The following is a 21,384-nucleotide window of genomic DNA, read 5'->3' on the forward strand; positions in this document are numbered from 1 at the left end:
CCTCAGCCATGCTGGGCAGGTCCGTTGCGGCCATCATCCTGGGGCTGGCCGCCTCGGCAGCCGCGGCCGGTTCGGCAGGGGCGCAGTTCGGCGTGATGATCACCTTGAGCCGCCCCGGCGCAGGCAGCAACGTCTGCGTGAGCGGCACTGCGGCATCGGGCGGCGGCACATCGGTCCAGGTGCGCTGCGACGGCAACGTCTTCGTGGACATCTCACCGGTGCAGCCGGCGCGCACTCCGGAGTTCATGCCCGCATTCCGCCCGGCGCGCGACACCCTGCTTCCCGACTACTGCCGCACGGAACAGGCGGGCGTGTCGCGGCAACTGGCCCCCAGCATCAATTGCCGGCTCGACGACCAGGCGTTCAGCGTCGGCGAAGCCGAGCAGGACGGATGGCGATTCGGCGACCAGTTGTTCGCCACCAACGACGAGGGTGTCGACCAGCACCTGGCACGGATGCGCCGGCGCGACGACCGTGGGACGCTTACCGCACTTCGCATCATCGGCGCCGAGCAAGGCCGTCGTGCTGTTGAGCTACTGGTATCCTTCTGAGGATGAAGTCTCGCCGGGGCGCGCGCCACACTGCCGCCTTCCTCCTGCTGCTGGCCTTGGGGTGGCCGCTGACCAGCGCCGTCGCGGGCGTGTTCTCGGTCACGCCGGTGCGCCTGTACATGACGCCCCGCGACCGGGCGATCGCGGTCACGCTGACCAACGAGGGCGACACCGACGTCGTGCTGCAGGCGGACATCCACAGCTGGGCCCAGAAGCCGGACGGCGCCGACGAGCTGACCTTGACGGAAGACCTGATCCTGGCGCCCCCCATCATCAAGCTGGCCCCCCGTGCGCGGCAGGTGGTGCGGCTGGCCCTGCTCAAGCCGGCCGACCCCGGCCGGCAGCTCACCTACCGGCTGGTGGTGCGGGAGGTGCCAGAGGCCCTGCCGCAGCAGCCGGGCGTGCAGCTGCCGATCGCGCTGGCCCTGAGCATGCCGGTCTTCATCACGCCGCCGGCGGCCAAGCGCCAGGTGGAATGCACGACCAGCCGGGCGGAGTCCTCCAGCGTGAGCTTGCGCTGCACCAACGCCGGCAATGCCTATGCCCAGATCCGCGAGGCCCGGGTCCAGCGTGCGGAGCAGGTGCTGGCGCGCTTCGAGGGCGGCAGCTACCTGCTGCCGGGCGCCAGCAAGGCCATCAGCCTCAAGGGCGAGCAGCCCCTCGCGCCGGGGGCGGCGCAGCTGACGGTGACATTCGACGACGGACAGAGCATCACCCAGGGCATCACCCTGCCCTAGAGGCAAGGATCGTGGCGCGCAGCAGTATTGGGGGCGCATGGCGGCGCCACGTTGTCCTGGCGGCAGGCTTGGCCGTCGGCATCGGCACGGCTTTCGCCCAGGCGGTCGCGCCGGCTCCCCCGGCTGCCGCCACGGCCCCGCGGACGGAACGGCTGCTGCCGCTGGAAGTGTTCATCAACAGCACCAAGGGCGGCGTCTGGACGCTTCTGGAACGCGGCGGACTGCTGTACGCACCGGAGGACGCCTTCGAGGAGTGGCGGCTGATCCGCAGCCCCAGTGCACAGAACGTCCAGTTCCAGGGCCAGACCTGGTACCCGCTTTCCGGCATTCCCGGATTCGAGGCCCGGCTCAATTTCGCCACCCAGTCGGTGGACCTGGTGTTCGCGCCCGCGGCATTCAATGCCGTGCGGCTGACGCGCGAGGCGGCGCTGCGTCCGCCCCTGTCGCCCTCCATTCCCGCGGCCTTCCTGAATTACGACCTGAGCTACACGGCCAGCCGGGACAAGGGCAGCAACCCCGATGTCCGCGACCTGGGCGCCCTGACGGAGCTGGGGTTCTCGGGCGACTGGGGACTGCTGACCAGCAGCTATGTCGGCCGCAACCTGGAGAGCGCCGATGCCCAGGTGAGCGCGTCCTGGCGCCGGCTGGAAACCACCTACACCCGCAACTTCCTGGACACCAACACCACGCTGCGGCTGGGCGACAGCATCACGCGCCCGGGCCTGACGGCGCGGGCGGTGTACTTCGGCGGCTTGCAGGTGGCCAAGAACTTCGCCCTCCAGCCAGGGTTCATCAGCTACCCCATCCCGGTGGTCACCGGTGTCTCGGCGGCGCCTAGCACGGTCGAGCTCTACATCAACGATGCCCTGCGCCAGACCTCCAACGTGCCGCCGGGGCCCTTCAGCATCGACAACTTCCCGGCCCTGACCGGGGCGGGCGAGGCCCGCATCGTGGTGCGCGACATCCTGGGCCGCGAAACCGTGGTGACACAGCCGTTGTTCAGCAGCGCCAGCCTGCTGGAGCAGGGACTGACCGACTGGAGCTTCGAGCTGGGTTCCGTACGCCAGGGCCTGGGTACCGACAACGCCTCGTACGGCCCGGGGTTCGTGTCCGGCCTGTGGCGCCAGGGCCTGAACAAGTCCTTGACCGCCGAACTGAACGGCGAGTGGTCGAGCCGGCTGCAACGCCTGAGCGTGGGCGCCAGCTATGAACTGCCGTTCCAGATGCTGGGGCAGACGGCCGTCGGCGCCAGCCGCAGCGACACCGCCGGCAGCGGCCTGAGCTGGGCGGCGGCCGTGGAGCGCGCCGGATTGCGGCACGGCCTGTCCTTCAGCGCCAGCGGCGCGAGCCGCGGCTGGCGCCAGCTGGGCATCGACTCGACGCAGCCGCTGCCCCGGCTCCAGACCACCGCCAGCTACAGCTACAGCAGCAACGACTTCGGCGCCTTCAGCCTGAGCTTCGGCAGCTTTTCCACCTACGACCGGGGCACCTTGCGCACCGTCGGCCTCAACTACACGGTGCGGCTGGCGCAGCGATCGGCGCTCACATTCAACGCCACCCAGCTCAGCGGCGCCTCCTCGGGCAGTTCCGTGGGCATCTCGCTGCTGGTGCCGCTGGACAGCCGGGTGGTGGTGGCCGCAGGCGCGAACGTGCGGGGAGGAACGACCGAGTACTACCTGAATGCGAGCCGCACCCTTGCCGCCGAGACGGGCTGGGGCTGGCGCACCGCGGCGGGCTCGCGGGGAGAAGGCCGGTTCGCGGAGGGCGGGGCTTACTACCAGGGCACCAAGGGACTGTTCTCGGCCGACGTCAGCGATGCCGCCACCCAGCAGACCGTGCGGCTGGGCCTGCTCGGCGGCGCCGTCTTCGCCGATGGCCACCTGTTCGCATCGCGCCGCGTCCAGGACAGCTTCGCCATCGTCGAGGTCCCCGGCCATGCCGATGTCGGGGTCGGCTTCCAGAGCAGCACGCTGACCCGCACCGGTGCCGATGGCGTGGCGCTCCTGCCCCGGCTGCTGCCCTTCCAGCGCAACAGCGTCCGCCTGGACCCGTCCGAGCTGCCGATCAGCGCCGAGCTCGATTCGATCGAGCAGGAAGCCGTTCCCGCGCTGCGCGGCGCGGTGAAGATCACCTTCCCCGTGCGCTCGGGCCGCGGCGCCCTGATCCGCATCGTGCTGGACGATGGCGCCCCCGCGCCGGCCGGGGCCCAGCTCGAGCTGGTGGGCGACCGCAAGGAATTCTTCGTCGCGCGGCGGGGCGAAGCCTTCGTCACCGGCCTGCAGCCCACCAACCAGCTGCGGTTGCGATGGAACGGCAACAGCTGCACCTTCACGGTCACGCTCCCGCCCGGGGAGCTGGAGGACATCGCCCGGGTCGGGCCGACCCTTTGCACAGGAGTGCCGAGATGAACAGATGCCAGTTCTGGAGCCGCGTCGCTGCGTCCCTGCTCCTCTTCGCGGGCGCTCCCGCGCAAGCCGCCATCAGCTGCAGTCTCAGCTCGAGCGGCTTCACCACGGTCTACAGCGAGAACATCACCGCGGCCAACTCCACGGTCGGCACGGTCACCCTGACCTGCACGCGCAGCAACCTGGCAGACGATCCGACGGTTTTCAACTACTCCTTGCGCGCAGATGACGGGCAGCAGGCCAGCAACGGCATCAACCGGGCGCGCCTGAACAACAGCAACGGCAACGGCAGCAGCAACTTCATCGGCTACGACCTGTGGCGCGATCCCGCGTGCAGCACCATGCCCTGGGGAGGAGGCTTGCTCGCGGCGGGCTCGGCCTTCAACGGCACCGTCAACTTCGGCACCGCGGCGACTGCGACGGCCAGCCACACCCAGACGTTCCATGCCTGCGTGCCGCCGCGGCAGAACGTCAGGGCCGGCACGTTCACGGACGTCGTCAACCTGTTGGCGTGCAACCAGGGCACCAGCCTCTTCGCCTGCCTTTCCGCACCGGCGCCGGTCGTCGGCATCCTCACGGCCACCATCATCAACTCGGACTTGTGCCAGTTCACCGCCCCCCCGGGGGACGTGGTCTTCCACTACGCCTCGTTCCAGGCCGGCCCAGCCACGGCGAGCGCGACCTACACCGTGCGCTGCACGAGCGGCGTGCGCTACACGGCCTCGCTCGATGCCACCACCGGCACTCTGCAGGGGCTGAACTACGGCCTGGCGCTGAGCAACACGGGGCAGGTGGAGGGCACCGGCCTGCCGCAGACCTTTACGATCAACGGCAGCATCCCGGCGGGCCAGGCCGGCACCTGCACCAACGCGACCTGCCCTCCGGCCAGCCAGGCACGCACCCTGACCATCACCTACTGACCGCCTGCCTGCGCACGCAGGTAGGCACGCGCCCTAAGGCCCGTGCGGGCAAGCGCCTAAGCGCGCCTAGTCATTTCCCTGGGCGCGGCACGAGCCCGGGTGGTCTGATGGACCTCAACTTCCCGAGGTGCCGCCATGACCCACGCCACTGGACGCCCGACCGCCCGCGCGCAGGCCCTGCTGCCTTCGCTGGCGCTGGCCGCCGCGGCGTTCCTGGCCAGCGCGGCGGCGCTGGCCGAAGCGCCCCGCGCAGCCTTCGGCGTGACCATCCACCTGCGCACCTTCAGCGAAACGCCGGTCTCCGACCACCGGTGCACGCACCGCGGCGGCACGGGGGCGGACACGGTCCGTCTGAGCTGCCCCGCCACCGTCGACGTGCAGGCGATCGCCAACACGGCCGCGGGCTGGAAGATGCAGCAGCAGCCTTTGCAGGGGGCCGGCGCCTACAAAGGCAACCGCTACGAATTCACCGCCGCCGCGGACCCGATGCCGAGAACCTCGGCCCCCATGGAGCTGCTGATCACCTGGTGAGGTGAGGCTCTCCCTCAGAAGGCCTCGTTTCCCCCCAGGTACCGCCACTGCCCCACCGGCAGCTGGCCCAGCACCACCCGGCCGATGCGCACGCGCTTGAGGCCCACCACCTTCAGCCCCACCAGCTCGCACATGCGGCGGATCTGGCGCTTCTTGCCCTCGGTCAGCACGAAGCGCAGCTGCTCCGGGTTCTGCCAGTCCACGCGCGCCGGCTTGAGCGGCTGGCCATCCAGGCTGAGGCCATGCCGCAGGCGCTGCAGCTGCTCGCGGGGGAACGCGCGCTGCACGTCGGCGGTGAGCTCGCCCTGCGGCAGGGCATAGCTCACGCGCACCAGGTACTCCTTCTCCACGCCCGAGTCCTCGGCGATCAGCTGGCGGGCGACGCGGCCGTCCTGCGTCAGCACCAGCAGGCCGGTGGAGTCGATGTCCAGCCGTCCCGCCGGCGCCAGCCCGCGCAGCTGGCCGGGCGAGAAACGCTGGCGCGACGCATCGCCGCGCCAGTGGGTGCGCGCCTGCACCAGGGCCGCCGCGGGCTGGTAGCCGTCCTCGGCTTGGCCGCTCACATAGCCGACCGGCTTGTGCAGCAGGATGGTGACGCGCTGCTCCTGCTGGCCGCGCGCGCGCGGGTCGACCTCGATGCGCGCGCCGGGCGCCACCTGCAAGCCCATGGCCGCGACCTGCCCGTCCACCCGCACCCAGCCGCGCGCGATCCACTCGTCGGCCTCGCGGCGCGAGCACAGGCCCAGTTCGGCCAGGCGTTTGTTCAGGCGGGTGGTGGCGGAGGCCGGCGGGTCGGACATCGGAGGGAGGACTATGCCTTTGCCAGCACGATAGCCGACTCGAGCTCCGGCCCGGCGGCGGTCTGGTCCGAGGTGGCGGCCCCCAGGCCCGCCCGCGGCCGGCCGCTGGAGCGCAGCCCGTCCAGGTCCAGCACCCGCACGCCGCCGTACTCCACCTTGATCGCGCCCTGCGCCGCCAGCGCCGCCAGGGCCTCGTTGACCCGCTGGCGGGACAGGCCCACCAGGTAGGCCAGCTCCTGCTGCGTGATGCGCAGCACCTGGCCCACGCCCGGGTACAGGACCGGGTTGAACAGCGCGGCCAGGCTGCGCGCCACCCGCAGGTCGGGGTCGTTCATGCGGTCGATCTCGCGCGCCCCGATGAACTGCGCCAGCCGCTCGTTGAGCTGGTTCATCACGAAGCGGTTGAAGGCGATGGAGTGGTCCAGCAGCCAGTGGAAGGTATCGACCGGCAGGCCGGCCACCACGCTCTTGCGCAGCGCCTGGATGTTGTAGCGGTAGGCCTCGCGCTTGAGGGCCGTGCCCTCGCCGAACCAGCCGCCGGGCGGCACGCCGGCGAAGGTCATGGTCTGGCCCTGGGCGTTGTCGCTGCTCATCTTGAGCAGGCCTTCCACCACGCCGAACCAGTAGGTCACCGGCCGGCCGAGGCGGCACACCAGGTCGCCCGGCAGCGCGTCGCCCACCGTGATGTGGCTGGCGGCCAGCGCGTACTCGTCGGGCCGCAGCTGCTGCAGCCACGGGATGCCCGCCAGCTCCGCCGGCGTCGGCGCGCGGCGCCGCTGGTGCAGGGACGGCTCGGTACGCGGGGCGGTCATCCTCGGGAAAGTACGTTCAGGGAATTCCCGAAGATTGTCGGCGCAAAGACAAGTTGACGTCAAAGCAGCGCCTAGCATCCGCCCCATTACACATCCGGCCTCACGGCCCAGGCCCATGGAGACAAGTTTCCCGCGACTCTTGCTCGAGCACGCCGCCCGCCGGCCCCATGCGGCGGCGATGCGCGAGAAGGAATACGGCATCTGGCAGGCGCACAGCTGGTCGCAACTGGCGCAGCTGGTCGAGCGCCTGGCCTGCGGCCTGCACCAGGCCGGCCTGGCGCGCGGCGAGCACATGGTGGTGGTGGGCGCCAACCGCCCGCGCCTGTACGCGACCCTGCTGGCGGCGCAGTCGCTGGGCGCCATCCCGGTGCCGCTCTACCAGGACGCCGCGGCCGCCGAGTGCGTCTTCCCCATCAACAACGCCGAGGTGCGCTTCGCCTTCGCCGAGGACCAGGAGCAGGTCGACAAGCTGCTGGAGATCCGGCCCCAGTGCCCGCGGCTGCAGGCGATCTGGTTCGACGACCCGCGCGGCCTGCGCAACTACGGCGAGCCGGGCCTGGCCTCGCTGGACAGCCTGGCCGAGGCCGGCGCGGCCTTTGCCCAGGCCCACCCGGGGTTCTTCCGGGCCGAGGTCGACAAGGCCGCGCCCGACGACGTGGCCGCCATGTTCTTCACCTCCGGCACCACGGGCAACGCCAAGGGCGTTGTCCACAGCCACCGCACCCTGCTGGACCGCGCCCGCGCCGGTGCGCAGTTCGACCGCCTGACCGAGCGCGAGGAGGTGCTGGCCTACCTGCCGCCGGCCTGGATCGGGCAGAACATCTTCAGCTACGCGCAGTGGCTGGCCTGCGGCTACGTGGTCAACTGCCCCGAGTCGTCCGGCACGGTGATGATCGACCTCAAGGAGATCGGCCCGACCTACTACTTCGCGCCGCCGCGCGTGTTCGAGGGCCTGCTCACCTCGGTGATGATCCGCATGGAGGACGCCGGCGCGGTCAAGCGCGGCCTGTTCCAGGCCTTCATGAAGCTGGCCCGCCGTGTCGGCCCGGCGCTGATGGACCGCCAGCCAGTGGGCCTGGCCGACCGCCTGGCCTGGAAGCTGGGCGACCTGCTGGTGTACGGGCCGCTGCGCAACAACCTGGGGTTCTCGCGCGTGCGGGTGGCCTACACCGCCGGCGAGGCCATCGGCCCCGACCTGTTCTCCTTCTACCGCTCCATCGGGATCAACCTCAAGCAGCTGTACGGATCCACCGAGACGGCCGTGTTCGTCTGCCTGCAGCCGGACGACCAGGTCAGGGCCGACACCGTGGGCGTGCCCATCAGCGGCGTGGAGATCCAGGTGGCCGACAACGGCGAGATCCTGGTGCGCTCGCCCGGGCTGCTCAAGGGCTACTACAAGAACCCGCAGGCCACGGCCGAGGTGCTCACGGCCGAAGGCTGGTACCGCACCAGCGACGCCGGCTTCATCGACGCCCAGGGGCACCTGAAGATCATCGACCGGGTCAAGGACGTCGGGCGCCTGAAGGGCGGCGCAAGCGACGGTGCGATGTTCGCGCCCAAGTACGTGGAGAACAAGCTCAAGTTCTTCCCGCACATCAAGGAGGCCGTGGCCTACGGCGACGGCCGCGAGAAGGTGTGCGTGATGGTCAACATCGATTTCGAGGCCGTGGGCAACTGGGCCGAGCGGCGCAACCTGCCGTACGCCGGCTACACCGACCTGGCGCAGAAGCCCGAGGTGTACCAGCTGGTGAAGGACTGCGTGGAGAAGGTCAACGCCGACCTGGCGCAGGATGCGAAGCTGGCCGGCTCGCAGATCAGCCGCTTCCTGGTGCTGCACAAGGAGCTGGACGCCGACGACAGTGAGCTCACCCGCACCAACAAGGTCCGCCGCGGCTACATCGCCGAGAAGTACCAGGTGCTGGTCGATGCGCTGTACGGCGGCAGGGCCGAGCAGTACGTGGAGACGCAGGTGAAGTTCGAGGACGGCCGCACCGGCAAGGTGAGCGCCACGCTGAAGATCATGGATGCGAAGACCTTTGCGCCGGTGAGGGCCGCGGCATGAACACCATGACAGATGCCGCCGTGATCGCGCAGCAGGCGCCCCAGGCGTCGCCGGGGAACGGCCGCAAGTTCGGCAACGTGATTTTGGACGTCAAGAACATCTCGCTGTCCTTCGGCGGGGTCAAGGCGCTGACCGACATCTCGTTCGACGTGCGCGAGCACGAGATCCGGGCCATCATCGGCCCCAACGGCGCCGGCAAGAGCTCCCTGCTCAACTGCATCAACGGCGTCTACCAGCCCCAGCAGGGCACCATCACCTTCCGCGGCAAGAGCTTCAGGCACATGAAGAGCCGCCAGGTTGCCGAGATGGGCGTGGCCCGCACCTTCCAGAACCTGGCCCTGTTCAAGGGCATGAGCGTGCTGGACAACATCATGACCGGCCGCAACCTGCGCATCAAAAGCAACCTGCTGCTGCAGGCGTTGCGCATCGGCCCGGCCGAGAAGGAGGAGATGCGGCACCGCGAGTTCGTGGAGCGCATCATCGACTTCCTGGAGATCCAGGCCTTCCGCAAGACCCCGGTGGGCCAGCTGCCCTACGGCCTGCAAAAGCGCGTCGACCTGGGCCGCGCGCTCGCCATGGAGCCGCAGGTGCTGCTGCTGGACGAACCCATGGCGGGCATGAACGTGGAGGAGAAGCAGGACATGTGCCGCTTCGTGCTGGACGTCAACGACGAGTTCGGCACCACCGTGGTCCTGATCGAGCACGACATGGGCGTGGTGATGGACATCAGCGACCGCGTGGTGGTGCTGGACTACGGCAGGAAGATCGGCGACGGCACGCCGGACGAGGTGCGCGCCAGCCCCGAGGTGATCAAGGCCTACCTCGGCACCTCCCACTGAAGAAGAGGACGCGATGGCCTTTTTCCTGGAAACCCTGTTCGGCGGCCTGATGGCCGGCATGCTCTATGCGCTGGTGGCCCTGGGCTTCGTGCTGATCTTCAAGGCCTCGGGGGTGTTCAACTTCGCCCAGGGCGCGATGGTGCTGTTCGCCGCGCTGGCGATGGCGCGCTTTTCCGAATGGATCCCGGCCTGGACCGGCATCGAGAGCCGCTGGTTCGCCAACCTGGCCGCCTTCCTGATCGCCGGCGCCATCATGTTCGTGGTGGCCTGGGTGATCGAGCGGCTGGTGCTGCGCCACCTGGTCAACCAGGAAGGCGCGACGCTGCTGATGGCCACGCTGGGCATCACCTACTTCCTGGAAGGCGTCGGCCAGACGCTGTTCGGCAGCAGCATCTACAAGATCGACATCGGCATGCCCAAGGACCCGGTGATCGTGCTGGAGGGCGCGTTCCAGGGCGGCATCCTGATCAACAAGGAAGACCTGTACGCGGCCATCATCGCCGCCGCCCTGGTGGCGCTGCTGAGCGTGTTCTTCCAGAAGACCGGCACCGGCCGCGCGCTGCGCGCGGTGGCCGACGACCACCAGGCGGCGCAGTCCATCGGCATCTCGCTGGGCCGCATCTGGGTCATCGTCTGGTGCGTGGCCGGCGTGGTGGCCCTGGTGGCCGGGATGATCTGGGGCAGCAAGCTGGGCGTGCAGTTCTCGCTGGCCACGGTGGCGCTGCGCGCCCTGCCGGTGGTCATCCTGGGCGGGCTGACCTCGGTGCCCGGCGCCATCATCGGCGGGCTGATCATCGGCGTGGGCGAGAAGCTGTCCGAGGTGTACATCGGCCCGCTGGTGGGCGGCGGCATCGAGATCTGGTTCGCCTACGTGCTGGCCCTGGGTTTCCTGCTGGTGCGGCCGCAGGGGCTGTTCGGCGAGAAGATCATTGACCGGGTATGAGGAACTGACCCATGCTTTACCGCGAAAACGGCCAGTTCAAGACCAGCTACCGCGCCGACCAGCAGATCTTCCCGATCCGGCAGGACCGGCTGTTCATGGTCCTGCTGCTGGTGGTCGCCTTCGTGGTGGTGCCGGGCCTGGCCAGCGACTACCTGTTCCGGGCCATCCTCATCCCCTTCCTGATCATGTCGCTGGCGGCGCTGGGGGTAAACATCCTGGTGGGCTACTGCGGCCAGATCTCGCTGGGCTCGGGCGCCTTCATGGCGGTGGGCGCCTACGGCGCGTTCAACTTCTTCGTGCGCGTGCCGGGCATGCCGCTGATCCCCGCCCTGATCCTGGGCGGCCTGTGCGCCACCGCCTTCGGCATCCTGTTCGGCCTGCCCAGCCTGCGGGTCAAGGGCCTGTACCTGGCCGTGGCCACGCTGGCCGCCCAGTTCTTCTCGGACTGGATGTTCCTGCGCATCAAATGGCTGACCAACGATTCGCCTTCGGGCTCGGTGGGCGTGTCGGGCCTGCAGGTGTTCGGCCTGCCGATCGAGAGCGCCGTCAGCCGGTACTGGTTCTGCCTGGCCATCCTGGTGGTGATCGCCCTCCTGGCCAAGAACCTGGTGCGCAGCGCCATCGGCCGCGAGTGGATGGCCATCCGCGACATGGACGTGGCGGCGGCGGTGATCGGCATCCGTCCCATGTACGCCAAGCTCAGCGCCTTCGCCGTCAGCTCCTTCATCGTGGGCGTGGCCGGCGCGCTGTGGGCCTTCGTCTACCTGGGCACCTGGGAGCCGGCGGCGTTCTCGGTGGACCTGTCGTTCCGGCTGCTGTTCATGGTCATCATCGGCGGTCTGGGCTCCATCATGGGCGCCTTCTTCGGCGCGGCCTTCATCGTGGTGCTGCCCATCGCCCTGAGCCAGCTGCTGCCCGCCGTGGCCGGCCTGTTCGGCGTGTCCATCTCCACCGCCACCCTGTCGCACGCCGAGCTGATGATCTTCGGCGCCCTGATCGTGTGGTTCCTGGTGGTGGAGCCGCACGGCCTGGCGCGCCTGTGGTCCACGGCCAAGCAGAAGCTGCGGCTGTGGCCGTTCCCGCACTGAACCGCCGGACAAACCCCGATGCGCACCGCACCCGATTGGCTTTCACTGCTGCTTCCTCACCGTTCGCTTCACCTCAGAAGGAGACATCCATGAAGCTTCGTTCCCTCCTCATGGCCGGCCTGGCGGCCGGGGCCGCGCTCACCGCACCGGCGGCGTTCGCCCAGGCCAAGGAGCAGTTCTTCCCGCTGCTGTCCTACCGCACCGGCCCGTACGCGCCCAACGGCACGCCCTGGGCCAACGGCAAGCAGGATTACATCAAGCTGATCAACGCGCGTGACGGCGGCATCAATGGCGTCAAGCTCACCTTCGAGGAATGCGAGACCGGCTACGCCACCGACCGCGGCGTGGAGTGCTACGAGCGCCTCAAGGGCCGTCCGGGCGTCACCATCTTCGACCCGCAGGCCACCGGCATCACCTTCGCCTTGACCGAGAAGGTGGCCACCGACAAGATCCCGCTGATCACGCTGGGCTACGGCCTGTCGGTGTCGCAGGACGGCACGGCCTTCAAGTGGAACTTCCCGCTCATGGGCAGCTACTGGACCGGCGCCGACATCCTGGTGCAGCACATCGGCAAGAAGGAAGGCGGGCTGGACAAGCTCAAGGGCAAGAAGATCGCCCTGGTCTACCACGACTCCCCCTTCGGCAAGGAGCCCATCCCGCTGCTGCAGGAGCGCGCCCGCATGCACGGCTTCGACCTGAGCCTGATCCCCGTCACCGCGCCCGGCGTCGAGCAGAAGGCCGCCTGGCTGCAGGTGCGCCAGCAGCGCCCGGACTACGTGATGCTGTGGGGCTGGGGCGTGATGAACTCCACCGCCCTGAAGGAGGCGCAGGCCACCGGTTACCCGCGCGAGAAGATGTACGGCGTGTGGTGGGCCGGCGCCGAGCCGGACGTCAAGGACGTGGGCGACGGTGCCAAGGGCTACAACGCGCTGGCGCTCAACACCTCGGGCACCCAGCCCAAGGTGATCCAGGACATCCTCAAGCAGGTGCACGACAAGGGCCAGGGCACCGGGCCCAAGGACGAGGTCGGCTCGGTGCTGTACACCCGTGGCCTGATCATCCAGATGCTCAGCGTCGAGGCGGTGCGCCGGGCGCAGGAGCGCTTCGGCAAGGGCAAGGTCATGACCGGCGAACAGGTGCGCTGGGGCATGGAGAACCTGAACCTGGACCAGAAGCGGCTGGACGCGCTGGGCTTCGCCGGCGTGCTGCGCCCGATCAGCACCTCGTGCCAGGACCACATGGGCTCCACCTGGGCGCGCATCCACACCTGGGACGGCAGCAAGTGGAACTTCAGCAGCGACTGGTACCAGGCCGACGAGCAGATCCTCAAGCCCATGGTCAAGGCCGGGGCCGAGAAGTACCTGGCCGACAAGAAGCTGCAGCGCCGGCCTGCCAGCGACTGCGAGTCCTGATGTGACTCTTCCTCCCTCCCCCTTTGGGGGGAGGGCAAAACCGAAGACCATGCAAAACATCCTCATCAACGTCAACGGCATCGAGGTCATCTACAACCACGTGATCCTGGTGCTCAAGGGCGTGTCGCTGCAGGTGCCCGAGGGCGGCATCGTGGCGCTGCTGGGCGGCAATGGGGCCGGCAAGACCACCACGCTGCGCGCCGTCTCCAACCTGCTGCGGGGCGAGCGCGGCGAGGTCACCAAGGGCTCGATCGAGCTGCGCGGCGAGCGCATCGAGAACCTGTCGCCGGCCGACCTGGTGCGCCGCGGCGTGGTGCAGGTGATGGAAGGCCGGCACTGCTTCGCCCACCTGACCATCGAGGAGAACCTGCTGACCGGCGGCTACACCCGCGGCAGCAAGGCCGAAGTGGCGGCCAGCCTGGAGAAGGTCTATGCCTACTTCCCGCGGCTGAAGACCCGGCGTGGCTCCCAGGCGGCCTACACCTCCGGCGGCGAGCAGCAGATGTGCGCCATCGGCCGCGCGCTGATGGCCAACCCCAGCATGGTGCTGCTGGACGAGCCGTCCATGGGCCTGGCACCGCAGATCGTGCAGGAGGTGTTCGAGATCGTGCGCGACCTGAACCAGCGTGAAAAGGTGACTTTCCTGCTGGCCGAGCAGAACACCCACATGGCGCTGAAGTACGCCGACTACGGCTACATCATGGAGAGCGGCCGCATCGTGATGGACGGGCCGGCCGCCGACCTGGCCAGCAACGAGGACGTCAAGGAGTTCTACCTGGGCATGGGCCGAAGTGGCGACGGACTCGAGCGCAAGAGCTTCCGCGACGTCAAGAGCTACAAGCGGCGCAAGCGGTGGCTGGCCTGAGGACCACAGGGAGGGGGCGATGAGCAGCAGCAAGCATTACGACGCGCTGGAGACGCGCTCGCCGGCCGAGCGCGAGGCGCAGCTGATGGCGGCGCTGCCGCGGCAGGTGGCCCATGCCCAGCGCCACGCGCCGGCCATGGCGCAGATCCTGGCCGGCGTGGACGCGGCCGCCGTCGACTCGCGCCAGGCGCTGGCCCGGCTGCCGGTGACGCGCAAGCACGAGCTGCTGGAGCGGCAGAAGGCCGGCCGCGCGGCCGACCCGTTCGGCGGCTTCGCCGCGCAGGTGCGCGGGCCGGCCATGCTGCGCATCTTCGCCTCGCCCGGGCCGATCTACGAGCCGGACGGCGCGGCGCGCGACTACTGGCGCACGGCCCGCGCCATGCACGCCGCGGGCTTTTGTGCCGGCGACCTGGTGCACAACGCCTTCAGCTACCACATGACGCCCGGCGCCTTCATCATGGAAGCCGGCGCGCACGCCCTGGGCTGCACCGTGTTCCCGGCCGGCACCGGCCAGACCGAGCAGCAGCTGCAGGCGATCGCCGAACTGCGGCCGCGCGCTTATGCGGGCACGCCCAGCTTCCTGCGCATCCTGCTGGAAAAGGCGGCCGAGACCGGCGCCGACGCGGGCAGCCTGCGCGTGGCGCTGACCGGCGGCGAAGCGCTGCCGCCCAGCCTGCGCGACTGGTTCGCCGAACGCGGTCTGCAGGTGTTCCAGAGCTACGCCACCGCCGACCTGGGCCTGATCGCCTACGAGACCGAGGCGCGCCAGGGCCTGGTGCTGGACGAGGGCGTGATCGTCGAGATCGTGCGGCCCGGCACCGGCGAGCCGGTGCCCGAGGGCGAGGTCGGCGAGGTGGTGGTGACCACGCTCAACCCCGATTACCCGTTGATCCGCTTCGGCACGGGCGACTTGTCGGCCGTGCTGCCCGGTGCCTGCCCCAGCGGCCGCACCAACATCCGCATCCGCGGCTGGCTCGGCCGAGCCGACCAGACCACCAAGATCCGCGGCATGTTCGTGCACCCGGCCCAGGTGGCCGACATCGCCCGCCGCTTCCCCGAGGTGCTCAAGGCGCGCCTGGTGGTCAGCGGCGAGATGGCCAACGACACCATGACGCTGAAGGTCGAGGCCGTGGGCCCGCAGCCCGTGCTGCAAGGGCTGCAGGCGCGCCTGGGCGAGGCCATCCGCGACGTCACCAAGCTGCGCGGCGAGGTCCTGCTGCTGCAGCCCGGCAGCCTGCCCAATGACGGCAAGGTCATCGAGGATGCGCGCAGCTACAAGTAGGCGCGAACTATTTGAGGCCCGGGCTCCCGCATTTGCCGCGTCCTGCAACCGATTTACCTACATGGCTGCTGAAGAGTTACGCCGGCCCGTGGGGCTAAGTAGTTCCCGCCATACGGGGGAATGGGCGGCCCCCTACCATTCGCGGGTTTTTATCCAAAGGAGGCTTCCATGAAGCAAGTTTTCAAGGCCGTTCTGCCGGCCGCCCTGCTGGCCGCGGCCGCCGCCGGCGCCCAGGCCCAGGATTTCCCCGGCAGCAAGCCCATCACCCTGGTCGTGCCCTTCGCCGCCGGCGGCCCCACCGACCGCGTGGCGCGCGACCTGGCCGAAGCCATGCGCAAGGCCATGGGCGGCAATGCCAGCATCGTGGTCGAGAACGCGGCCGGCGGCCCTGGCGGCCTGATCGGCGCCAACAAGGTGGCCAAGGCCAACCCCGACGGCCACACGCTGCTGGTCCACCACATCGCCATGGGCGTGTTCCCGTCACTGGTGCGCAACCTGCCGTTCAAGGTGGAGACCGACTTCGAGTACCTGGGCATGATCAACGACGTGCCCATGACGCTTATCGGCAAGCCGCAGCTGCCGGCCAACAACTACAAGGAACTGATCAGCTGGCTCCAGGCCAACAAGGGCAAGGTCAACCTGGCCAACGCCGGCATCGCCTCGGCGTCGCACCTGTGCGGCATGCTGTGGCAGTCGGCCGTGGGCGTGGACATGACCACCGTGCCTTACAAGGGTACGGCGCCGGCCATGACCGACCTGATGGGCGGCCAGGTCGACCTGCTGTGCGACCAGACCACCAACACCACCAGCCAGATCGAGGGCAAGAAGGTCAAGGCCTACGCCGTCACCACGGCCAAGCGCCTGACGACGCCGGCCCTGAAGGACCTGCCCACGCTGGACGAGGCGGGCCAGAAGAACTTCCAGGTCACCATCTGGCACGGCATGTACGCGCCCAAGGGCACGCCGGCTGCCGTGCAGAAGAAGCTCAATGACGCCCTCAAGGTCGCGCTCAAGGACCCCGAGTTCCTCAAGAAGCAGGAAGGCCTGGGCGCCGTGGTCGTGAGCGACAAGCGCAGCGACCCGGCCGAGCACAAGAAGTTCGTGCAGGCCGAGATCGCCAAGTGGAGCCCGGTCATCAAGGCCGCCGGCGTCTACGCCGACTGATCGCCGCAGGCACGCTTGCGACAAGCCGCCTGCGGGCGGCTTTTTTTCATCACAATGACCGCTGACCCAAGGAGACATGCCATGACCTTTTCGACCTCCCTGTCCCGCCGCCGCGCGGCGGCGCTGCTGGCGGCCGCGGGCGCCGCCGTGCTGGCGCCCGCCGCCTGGGCGCAGACCGCCTGGCCCAGCAAGCCGGTGCGCATCGTCGTGCCCTTCGCCGCCGGCGGCACCACCGACATCCTGGCGCGCGCCATCGCGCCCGAGCTGTCCAAGGCCTTCGGCCAGCCCTTCATCGTGGACAACCGCGCCGGCGCCGGCGGCAATGTGGGCGCCGACATCGTGGCCAAGTCGCCGGCGGACGGCTACACCCTGCTGATGGGCACGGTGGGCACGCACGGCATCAACCGCGCGCTGTACGAGAAGATGCCCTTCGACCCGATCAAGGACTTCGCGCCCATCACCCTGGTGGCCGGCGTGCCCAACGTGATGGTGATGAACGCGGACAAGGCGCGCAGCATGGGCATCAACAACGTGCAGGACTTCATCCGCCACGCCAAGGCCAACCCCGGCAAGCTGAACATGGCCTCCAGCGGCAACGGCACGTCCATCCACCTGGCCGGCGAGCTGTTCAAGACCATGAGCGGCACCTACATGGTCCACTTCCCGTACCGCGGCTCCGCCCCGGCGCTGCTGGACATGGTGGCCGGCAACATGGACGTGATGTTCGACAACCTGCCCTCCTCCATGGCGCAGATCAAGGCCGGCAAGCTCAAGGCCCTGGCCGTGACCAGCTCGCAGCGCTCGTCCGCGCTGCCCGACGTGCCCACGGTGGAGGAGGCCGGTGGCCTCAAGGGCTTCGACGCCAGCTCCTGGTTCGGCCTGCTGGCGCCGGCCGGCACCCCGGCCGACATCGTCGGCCGCATCCAGCAGGAGGTGGCCAGGTCGCTGGACACGCCGGCCATCAAGGAGAAGCTGCAGGCCCAGGGCGCCATCCCCAGCGGCAACACGCCGGCCGAGTTCGCGCGCCTGATCGACGCCGAGCACAAGAAATGGGCGGGGGTGGTGAAGGCCTCGGGCGCGAAGGTGGACTAAAGGCGCCTCAGACGCCCCAGACGATGTCCTTGCCGGCCTTGTGGCAGCGGCGCAGCATCTCGATGAAGGGCACGGCGCGCTGGCGCAGGCTGATGGCCTCGAAACGCGGCGGCACCTCGCCCTTGGCCTGCGCCTCCTCGATGGCCGCCTTCTGGTCGGCCTCTTCTTTCGCGACGGCGTGCTCCAGCGCGCTGATGGCGCCGGGCATCTCCGGCGGCTGCAGGATGCCCTGGGGCGCCGGGTCCTTGCCGATGATCTGCAGGATCTGCCGGCCGTTGGGCTCCAGCATGATGAGGTCGCCCGCGGCCTTGGATTTGAATTTGTAGAGCATCAGCTGGGGTACATGTACTCGCGAGTGAAGGGGTAGGTGGACTGGGCGCCGCGCAGCGCGCCGGTGCTCATGTTGCCGTCGGGACGGGCGGCGAGGATCTGGTGCAGCGAGATCCATCCGCGTTCGAAGGACATGGCGCAGCCGGCCAGGTACAGCCGGTAGGCCCGCAGCACCTTGCCCGCTTCGGCGGCGCGGCCGGTGCGCTCGAGCACCCGCGCCGCGTCCGGCAGGTGCGACTCCAGGGCGTCCGACCAGGCCCACAGCGTGCGGGCGTAATGCGGCCGCAGGTTCTCGGTGTCCAGCATCTCCAGCCCGGCGCCCGCCAGGTCGCGCAGCACCTGGCTGGTGTGCAGCAGCTCGCCGCCCGGGAAGATGTACTTGCCGATGAAGTCGCCCATGCCCGCGCCCAGCTGGCCGGGGTGGACGCTGGCGGCCGTGATGCCGTGGTTCATCGCCAGCCCGCCGGGTTTGAGCAGCCGCTGGATCTTGGCGAAGTACAGGGGCATGTTGGCCTGGCCCACGTGCTCGAACATGCCGACCGAGGCGATCTTGTCGAAGCCCTGCGATTCGTTCAGCTCGCGGTAGTCCATGAGATGGATGCGCACGCGCCCGCGCAGGCCCTTCTCCTCGATCAGCCGGTGGACGTGGGCGTGCTGGTTCTTCGACAACGTGATGCCGGTGGCCTGCACGCCGTAGTGCTCGGCGGCCCACAGCAGCAGCCCGCCCCAGCCGGCGCCTATGTCCAGGAAGCGCTCGCCCGCGCGCAGCATCAGCTTGCGGCAGATGTGGTCCAGCTTGGCCTCCTGCGCCTGCGCCAGCGACATCCCCGGCTCGCGGTAGTAGGCGCAGGAGTAGACGCGGCGCGGGTCCAGCCACAGCGCGTAGAAGTCGTCCGAGACGTCGTAATGGAACTGGATTTGCCGGGCGTCGCGCTGCGGCGAGTGCGCGGCCAGCGACTTGGCGCGGCGCATCATCTGCGTCCACCAGCCGGTGTCGCTGGCGACCGGGCTGCCGGGCAGCAGGTGGGCGGCCGCCAGCATGATGTCGCGCATGGACCCTTCGATGCCGACGCGGTTCTCGACGTAATCCTCGGCCAGCTGGCCGATCTGTCCGGCCGACAGCGTGGCCAGCGCGGGCCAGTCGGAGAACCTCAGGATCACGGCCGCATTGGCGGGGCCGGCGCGCCGGCCGCCCGGCAGTTGCAGCGCGACCGTCACCGGGGAGCCGGCCAGCTGGGCCTCGATCCTGCGGATGATTGCGTCCATTCGTAAATTCTGGGCGGCCGCGGCCTCAGCCGTCAATGCGCCGGGATGTAGGACGGCATCGCATTCGCCGTCGCGCAGGGCTCGGCCGCTCGATTGACGCCGATTGATTGAGGCTTAAACTATTTAGGGAGCAAATTTCAAGGACGCCCATGGACATGGAAGCCCGCGCGCACAGCGAGCACCCCGAGGCCCTGCGCCTCTGGCTGCGCCTGCTGACCTGCACGCAGATCGTGGAGAAGCAGGTGCGCACCCGTCTGCGCGAGCGCTTCGGCATCACGCTGCCGCGGTTCGACCTGATGGCCCAGCTGGAACGCGCGCCCGAAGGCCTGAAGATGAACGAGCTGTCGCGCCGCATGATGGTCACCGGCGGCAACGTGACCGGCATCACCGACCAGCTGGTGGCCGAAGGGCTGGTCGACCGGCAGGACGTGGAAGGCGACCGCCGTGCCTGGCGCGTGCGCCTGACGCCCAAGGGCCGCAAGCTGTTCCACGAGATGGCCGCCCAGCACGAGCAATGGATCGTGGAGGCCTTCGCCAGCCTCAACGACAAGGACCTCGCCACGCTGCACCGGCTGCTAGGCAAGGTCAAGGACACCGCCCGCGAACACGGCCCCGCCGTGGTCTGAACCTTCCCCCAGGAGCCCGCATGTCCGCCCAGACCGACCACTTCGTCCACGACCGCCTGCCGCCGCGCTCCCAGTGGCCGCAGCTGCGCTACGACCTGCCCGAGCTGCGCCTGCCCGATCGGCTCAACCTGGCGGAGGAGCTGCTGGACAAGGCGGCGGCCAAGGGCTGGGCCGACCGGCCCCTGCTGCGCTCGCCGCGCGTCACGCTCACCTATGCGCAGGCGCGCGAGCGCGTGGACCGCATCGCGCGGGTGCTCACCGAGGACCTGGGCCTGGTGCCCGGCAACCGCGTGCTGCTGCGGGGCGGCAACTCCGTCGGCATGGCGCTGTCCTGGCTGGCCGTGGTCAAGGCCGGGCTGGTCGCGGTCGCCACCATGCCCCTGCTGCGCGCGCGCGAGCTGGGCGACATCATCGACAAGGCCCAGCCCGCGGCCGCCCTGTGCGACGCCCGGCTGCTGGACGAGCTCGAGCAGGCGCGCCAGGGCCGGCCCGGCCTGCGGCAGGTGGTGAGGTTCAATGCGCCGGACGACCCGCAGGACCTGGGCGCGCTGTGCGCCGCCAAGCCCGGCGACCTGCCGCCCTGCCCCACGGCGGCCGACGACATCGCGCTGATGGCCTTCACCTCGGGCACCACGGGCAAGCCCAAGGCCGCGGTGCACACGCACCGCGACGTGCTGGCGGCCTGCGAGGCCTGGCCGCGGCATGTGCTGCGGGCCACGCCCGACGACGTGGTGGTCGGCTCGCCGCCGCTGGCCTTCACTTTCGGCCTGGGCGGGCTGCTGGTGTTCCCGATGTGGGCCGGCGCCTCGGTGTACTTCGCCGACACGCCCTACACGCCCGAAAGCCTGGTGCGCACCCTCCACGAGGCCGGCGCCACCATCTGCTACACCGCGCCCACCTTCTACCGCCAGATGGCCCCATGGGCGCGCGAGCTGGGCGTCGGCCGCCTGCGCATCTGCGTCAGCGCCGGCGAGGGCCTGCCGGATGCCACGCGCCAGCTGTGGAAGCAGGCCAGCGGCATCGAGATGCTGGACGGCATAGGCGCCACCGAGATGTTCCACATCTTCATCTCCTCGGCCGGCGAGCAGGTGCGCCGCGGCGCCATCGGCCAGGTCGTGCCCGGCTACCAGGCGAAGGTCGTGGACGACCAGGGCAAGGAGGTGCCGCGCGGCACCGTGGGCAAGCTGGCGGTGATCGGCCCCACCGGCTGCCGCTACCTGGACGACCCCCGCCAGGCCAACTACGTGAAGGACGGCTGGAACCACCCGGGCGACGCCTTCGTGCAGGACCCCGACGGCTACTTCTTCTACCAGGCGCGCACCGACGACATGATCATCACGGCTGGCTACAACGTCGGGGGGCCGGAGGTCGAGGATGCGCTGCTGCGCCACCCGGCGGTGGCCGAGTGCGGCGTCGTGGGCAAGCCCGACGAGGAGCGCGGCATGATCGTCAAGGCCTTCTGCGTGCTCAAGCCCGGGCACGTGGGCGACGAGGCCATGGTCCGGGCGCTGCAGGAGCACGTGAAGTCCACCATCGCTCCCTACAAGTACCCGCGCGAGATCGAGTTCGTCGCCGGCCTGCCGCGCACCGAGACCGGCAAGCTGCAGCGCTTCCGGCTGCGCCAGGCCTGAGGGTGCCCGCCGCGCGGCCGCGATAATC

The 21,384-nt window shown here is 69.6% G+C and carries 20 protein-coding genes; 16 read left to right on the forward strand and 4 right to left on the reverse strand.

The features are described from left to right. The first annotated feature begins 8 nt into the window (after nt 1-8). The 5 genes from RTA_RS17830 (at nt 9) to RTA_RS17850 (ending at nt 5,144) form a co-directional block, all read left to right on the forward strand. Nucleotides 9-551 carry a hypothetical protein gene (locus RTA_RS17830; RefSeq protein WP_013902830.1) on the forward strand — a complete coding sequence of 181 codons (543 nt, stop codon included), beginning with the start codon at nt 9-11 and terminating at the stop codon, nt 549-551. A gap of 2 nt (nt 552-553) precedes the next feature. After that, a complete protein-coding gene (locus RTA_RS17835; protein ID WP_013902831.1) occupies nt 554-1,288 on the forward strand; it encodes a fimbrial biogenesis chaperone in 735 nt (244 codons plus the stop codon). A gap of 68 nt (nt 1,289-1,356) precedes the next feature. Next, entirely contained in the window at nt 1,357-3,696 is a 2,340-nt protein-coding gene (locus tag RTA_RS17840; protein ID WP_226986088.1) for a fimbria/pilus outer membrane usher protein, read from the forward strand. After that, nucleotides 3,693-4,613 carry a spore coat protein U domain-containing protein gene (locus RTA_RS17845; protein ID WP_013902833.1) on the forward strand — a complete coding sequence of 307 codons (921 nt, stop codon included), beginning with the start codon at nt 3,693-3,695 and terminating at the stop codon, nt 4,611-4,613. Before RTA_RS17840 ends, RTA_RS17845 begins: the two co-directional genes overlap by 4 nt. A gap of 135 nt (nt 4,614-4,748) precedes the next feature. Next, on the forward strand, nt 4,749-5,144 hold the full coding sequence (locus tag RTA_RS17850; RefSeq protein ID WP_013902834.1) for a hypothetical protein: 396 nt from the start codon (nt 4,749-4,751) through the stop codon (nt 5,142-5,144). 14 nt (nt 5,145-5,158) lie between these two features. Here RTA_RS17850 and RTA_RS17855 read toward each other — a convergent pair whose 3' ends face one another. Continuing rightward, the gene (locus tag RTA_RS17855) at nt 5,159-5,944 is read right to left on the reverse strand and encodes a pseudouridine synthase (RefSeq protein ID WP_013902835.1); all 786 of its coding nucleotides are present in this window, start codon (nt 5,942-5,944) and stop codon (nt 5,159-5,161) included. 11 nt (nt 5,945-5,955) lie between these two features. Next, nucleotides 5,956-6,756 carry a Crp/Fnr family transcriptional regulator gene (locus RTA_RS17860; protein WP_081466316.1) on the reverse strand — a complete coding sequence of 267 codons (801 nt, stop codon included), beginning with the start codon at nt 6,754-6,756 and terminating at the stop codon, nt 5,956-5,958. Nucleotides 6,757-6,871: 115 nt separating this feature from the next. Here RTA_RS17860 and RTA_RS17865 point away from each other — a divergent pair, with 115 nt between their 5' ends. The 9 genes from RTA_RS17865 to RTA_RS17905 all read left to right on the forward strand — a co-directional run bounded on the left by RTA_RS17865 (nt 6,872) and on the right by RTA_RS17905 (nt 17,503). Continuing rightward, a complete protein-coding gene (locus tag RTA_RS17865; RefSeq protein ID WP_013902837.1) occupies nt 6,872-8,818 on the forward strand; it encodes an AMP-binding protein in 1,947 nt (648 codons plus the stop codon). Nucleotides 8,819-8,823: 5 nt separating this feature from the next. Then, nucleotides 8,824-9,657: an ABC transporter ATP-binding protein gene (locus RTA_RS17870; RefSeq protein WP_049871398.1), complete on the forward strand. Its 834-nt coding sequence runs from the start codon at nt 8,824-8,826 to the stop codon at nt 9,655-9,657. A gap of 13 nt (nt 9,658-9,670) precedes the next feature. Then, complete coding sequence (locus tag RTA_RS17875; protein WP_013902839.1) at nt 9,671-10,600, forward strand: branched-chain amino acid ABC transporter permease; 930 nt, start codon at nt 9,671-9,673, stop codon at nt 10,598-10,600. Between the two features lie 11 nt (nt 10,601-10,611). Then, nucleotides 10,612-11,688, forward strand: coding sequence for a branched-chain amino acid ABC transporter permease (locus RTA_RS17880; protein WP_013902840.1), 1,077 nt, complete (start codon nt 10,612-10,614; stop codon nt 11,686-11,688). Between the two features lie 89 nt (nt 11,689-11,777). Next, on the forward strand, nt 11,778-13,100 hold the full coding sequence (locus tag RTA_RS17885) for an ABC transporter substrate-binding protein (RefSeq protein WP_013902841.1): 1,323 nt from the start codon (nt 11,778-11,780) through the stop codon (nt 13,098-13,100). 49 nt (nt 13,101-13,149) lie between these two features. Continuing rightward, the gene (locus RTA_RS17890; protein ID WP_013902842.1) at nt 13,150-13,965 is read left to right on the forward strand and encodes an ABC transporter ATP-binding protein; all 816 of its coding nucleotides are present in this window, start codon (nt 13,150-13,152) and stop codon (nt 13,963-13,965) included. 19 nt (nt 13,966-13,984) lie between these two features. After that, nucleotides 13,985-15,247 carry a phenylacetate--CoA ligase family protein gene (locus RTA_RS17895; protein WP_013902843.1) on the forward strand — a complete coding sequence of 421 codons (1,263 nt, stop codon included), beginning with the start codon at nt 13,985-13,987 and terminating at the stop codon, nt 15,245-15,247. Nucleotides 15,248-15,415: 168 nt separating this feature from the next. Further along, nucleotides 15,416-16,411, forward strand: coding sequence for a tripartite tricarboxylate transporter substrate-binding protein (locus RTA_RS17900; RefSeq protein ID WP_013902844.1), 996 nt, complete (start codon nt 15,416-15,418; stop codon nt 16,409-16,411). A gap of 81 nt (nt 16,412-16,492) precedes the next feature. Continuing rightward, nucleotides 16,493-17,503: a Bug family tripartite tricarboxylate transporter substrate binding protein gene (locus RTA_RS17905; RefSeq protein ID WP_013902845.1), complete on the forward strand. Its 1,011-nt coding sequence runs from the start codon at nt 16,493-16,495 to the stop codon at nt 17,501-17,503. Nucleotides 17,504-17,510: 7 nt separating this feature from the next. On the opposite strand, the gene RTA_RS17910 is transcribed toward RTA_RS17905, so the two are convergent. Together RTA_RS17910 and RTA_RS17915 are read right to left on the reverse strand one after the other, a co-directional pair. Then, complete coding sequence (locus RTA_RS17910; RefSeq protein ID WP_041675727.1) at nt 17,511-17,834, reverse strand: DUF1840 domain-containing protein; 324 nt, start codon at nt 17,832-17,834, stop codon at nt 17,511-17,513. After that, complete coding sequence (locus tag RTA_RS17915; protein ID WP_041675728.1) at nt 17,834-19,099, reverse strand: class I SAM-dependent methyltransferase; 1,266 nt, start codon at nt 19,097-19,099, stop codon at nt 17,834-17,836. Before RTA_RS17915 ends, RTA_RS17910 begins: the two co-directional genes overlap by 1 nt. A 149-nt stretch (nt 19,100-19,248) precedes the next feature. On the opposite strand from RTA_RS17915, the gene RTA_RS17920 reads away from it, so the two are divergent. After that, nucleotides 19,249-19,725, forward strand: coding sequence for a MarR family winged helix-turn-helix transcriptional regulator (locus RTA_RS17920; RefSeq protein WP_041675730.1), 477 nt, complete (start codon nt 19,249-19,251; stop codon nt 19,723-19,725). A gap of 20 nt (nt 19,726-19,745) precedes the next feature. After that, on the forward strand, nt 19,746-21,356 hold the full coding sequence (locus RTA_RS17925; protein WP_013902849.1) for an AMP-binding protein: 1,611 nt from the start codon (nt 19,746-19,748) through the stop codon (nt 21,354-21,356). The last annotated feature ends 28 nt before the right edge of the window (nt 21,357-21,384 follow it).

The sequence above is a fragment of the Ramlibacter tataouinensis TTB310 genome, from assembly GCF_000215705.1.
In the GTDB taxonomy this organism is placed as follows: Bacteria; Pseudomonadota; Gammaproteobacteria; order Burkholderiales; family Burkholderiaceae_C; genus Ramlibacter; species Ramlibacter tataouinensis.

Bases quoted from the DNA above. Each gene is read 5' to 3' on its own strand.
- RTA_RS17830 (WP_013902830.1), top strand. From the start codon at position 9: ATGCTGGGCAGGTCCGTTGCGGCCATCATCCTGGGGCTGGCCGCCTCG.
- RTA_RS17835 (WP_013902831.1), top strand. From the start codon at position 554: ATGAAGTCTCGCCGGGGCGCGCGCCACACTGCCGCCTTCCTCCTGCTG.
- RTA_RS17845 (WP_013902833.1), top strand. From the start codon at position 3,693: ATGAACAGATGCCAGTTCTGGAGCCGCGTCGCTGCGTCCCTGCTCCTC.
- RTA_RS17850 (WP_013902834.1), top strand. From the start codon at position 4,749: ATGACCCACGCCACTGGACGCCCGACCGCCCGCGCGCAGGCCCTGCTG.
- RTA_RS17855 (WP_013902835.1), bottom strand. From the start codon at position 5,944: ATGTCCGACCCGCCGGCCTCCGCCACCACCCGCCTGAACAAACGCCTG.
- RTA_RS17860 (WP_081466316.1), bottom strand. From the start codon at position 6,756: ATGACCGCCCCGCGTACCGAGCCGTCCCTGCACCAGCGGCGCCGCGCG.
- RTA_RS17865 (WP_013902837.1), top strand. From the start codon at position 6,872: ATGGAGACAAGTTTCCCGCGACTCTTGCTCGAGCACGCCGCCCGCCGG.
- RTA_RS17870 (WP_049871398.1), top strand. From the start codon at position 8,824: ATGACAGATGCCGCCGTGATCGCGCAGCAGGCGCCCCAGGCGTCGCCG.
- RTA_RS17875 (WP_013902839.1), top strand. From the start codon at position 9,671: ATGGCCTTTTTCCTGGAAACCCTGTTCGGCGGCCTGATGGCCGGCATG.
- RTA_RS17880 (WP_013902840.1), top strand. From the start codon at position 10,612: ATGCTTTACCGCGAAAACGGCCAGTTCAAGACCAGCTACCGCGCCGAC.
- RTA_RS17885 (WP_013902841.1), top strand. From the start codon at position 11,778: ATGAAGCTTCGTTCCCTCCTCATGGCCGGCCTGGCGGCCGGGGCCGCG.
- RTA_RS17890 (WP_013902842.1), top strand. From the start codon at position 13,150: ATGCAAAACATCCTCATCAACGTCAACGGCATCGAGGTCATCTACAAC.
- RTA_RS17895 (WP_013902843.1), top strand. From the start codon at position 13,985: ATGAGCAGCAGCAAGCATTACGACGCGCTGGAGACGCGCTCGCCGGCC.
- RTA_RS17900 (WP_013902844.1), top strand. From the start codon at position 15,416: ATGAAGCAAGTTTTCAAGGCCGTTCTGCCGGCCGCCCTGCTGGCCGCG.
- RTA_RS17905 (WP_013902845.1), top strand. From the start codon at position 16,493: ATGACCTTTTCGACCTCCCTGTCCCGCCGCCGCGCGGCGGCGCTGCTG.
- RTA_RS17910 (WP_041675727.1), bottom strand. From the start codon at position 17,834: ATGCTCTACAAATTCAAATCCAAGGCCGCGGGCGACCTCATCATGCTG.
- RTA_RS17915 (WP_041675728.1), bottom strand. From the start codon at position 19,099: ATGGACGCAATCATCCGCAGGATCGAGGCCCAGCTGGCCGGCTCCCCG.
- RTA_RS17920 (WP_041675730.1), top strand. From the start codon at position 19,249: ATGGACATGGAAGCCCGCGCGCACAGCGAGCACCCCGAGGCCCTGCGC.
- RTA_RS17925 (WP_013902849.1), top strand. From the start codon at position 19,746: ATGTCCGCCCAGACCGACCACTTCGTCCACGACCGCCTGCCGCCGCGC.